The sequence below is a fragment of the Corynebacterium sp. HMSC074E01 genome (assembly GCF_001808885.1).
Classification (GTDB): domain Bacteria; phylum Actinomycetota; class Actinomycetes; order Mycobacteriales; family Mycobacteriaceae; genus Corynebacterium.
On record NZ_KV794808.1, the window covers coordinates 1 to 812 of the forward strand.

The 812-nt window shown below is 56.2% G+C and carries 1 protein-coding gene; it reads right to left on the reverse strand.

The window, feature by feature from the left end:
* A partial coding sequence (gene erm, locus HMPREF2537_RS00605; protein WP_070524717.1) for a 23S ribosomal RNA methyltransferase Erm occupies nt 1-774 on the reverse strand: 774 nt, incomplete at its 3' end.
* Nucleotides 775-812: the final 38 nt, after the last annotated feature.

Genomic DNA, 812 nt, shown 5'->3' on the forward strand with positions numbered 1-812 from the left:
AGAGGAACCAGTCACCTGGAAGAGATCGATCCAGTCGCTGGTGTGCAATCTGGGAGGTAGGGTTGCGGGGTCGATTCCTCGCGAGCGCAACCATGATTGTGTCTCTGAACGTGATGAAAACAACCCTGCCCTTCGGAGAATTTCCCCTATCCCGCGTCCCCGGGCGGTGAAAACGGTGTGCACCATCGCCTGAAAGGCTTTGCGTTGCTCTATCGGGATCTTCGGGTCACCCACCCGGCGGATCACTAAGATCCCCCCGTCAACGTTTGGCTGTGGCCGGAAAGCAAACCTTGGTACTCGGGAACCAAGGTGAAACGTGAACCATGGGGACCACTGAGCTGTCATCATCGTGCTTGCACCTACCCCGGCCCGGCGGCGAGCGACTTCCCACTGCATGAGGAGTACAGCGTCAGTCCATGCCGGCGCATGCAACAGCTTTCGAAGAATGGCAGTGGTGAGGTGAAAGGGAATGTTTCCCACAATGACGCAGGGAGTGGCGGGTAACGGGAAGTTGAGGAAATCATCATGGACCACTTCGACCGACGCCGAGGCGGTCTTTTTTGTGAGTTTGGCAGCTAGTTTTGCGTCTACCTCAACTGCCGTTATTGCCCTCCCCAAGTGGGATATCGGGTGAGTGAGGGCACCGCTTCCTGGCCCGATCTCAATGATGGGGCCGGAGGTTTGTTTTACAAGATCGACGATGGAGTTGATGATCTTGTGGTCTGTGAGAAAATTTTGGCCATGTTCGTGACGGCCGTATCCGTATGTAGACATCAGGTGTGCTCCGTGGAGTTGAAACGGAGCCGGGCATG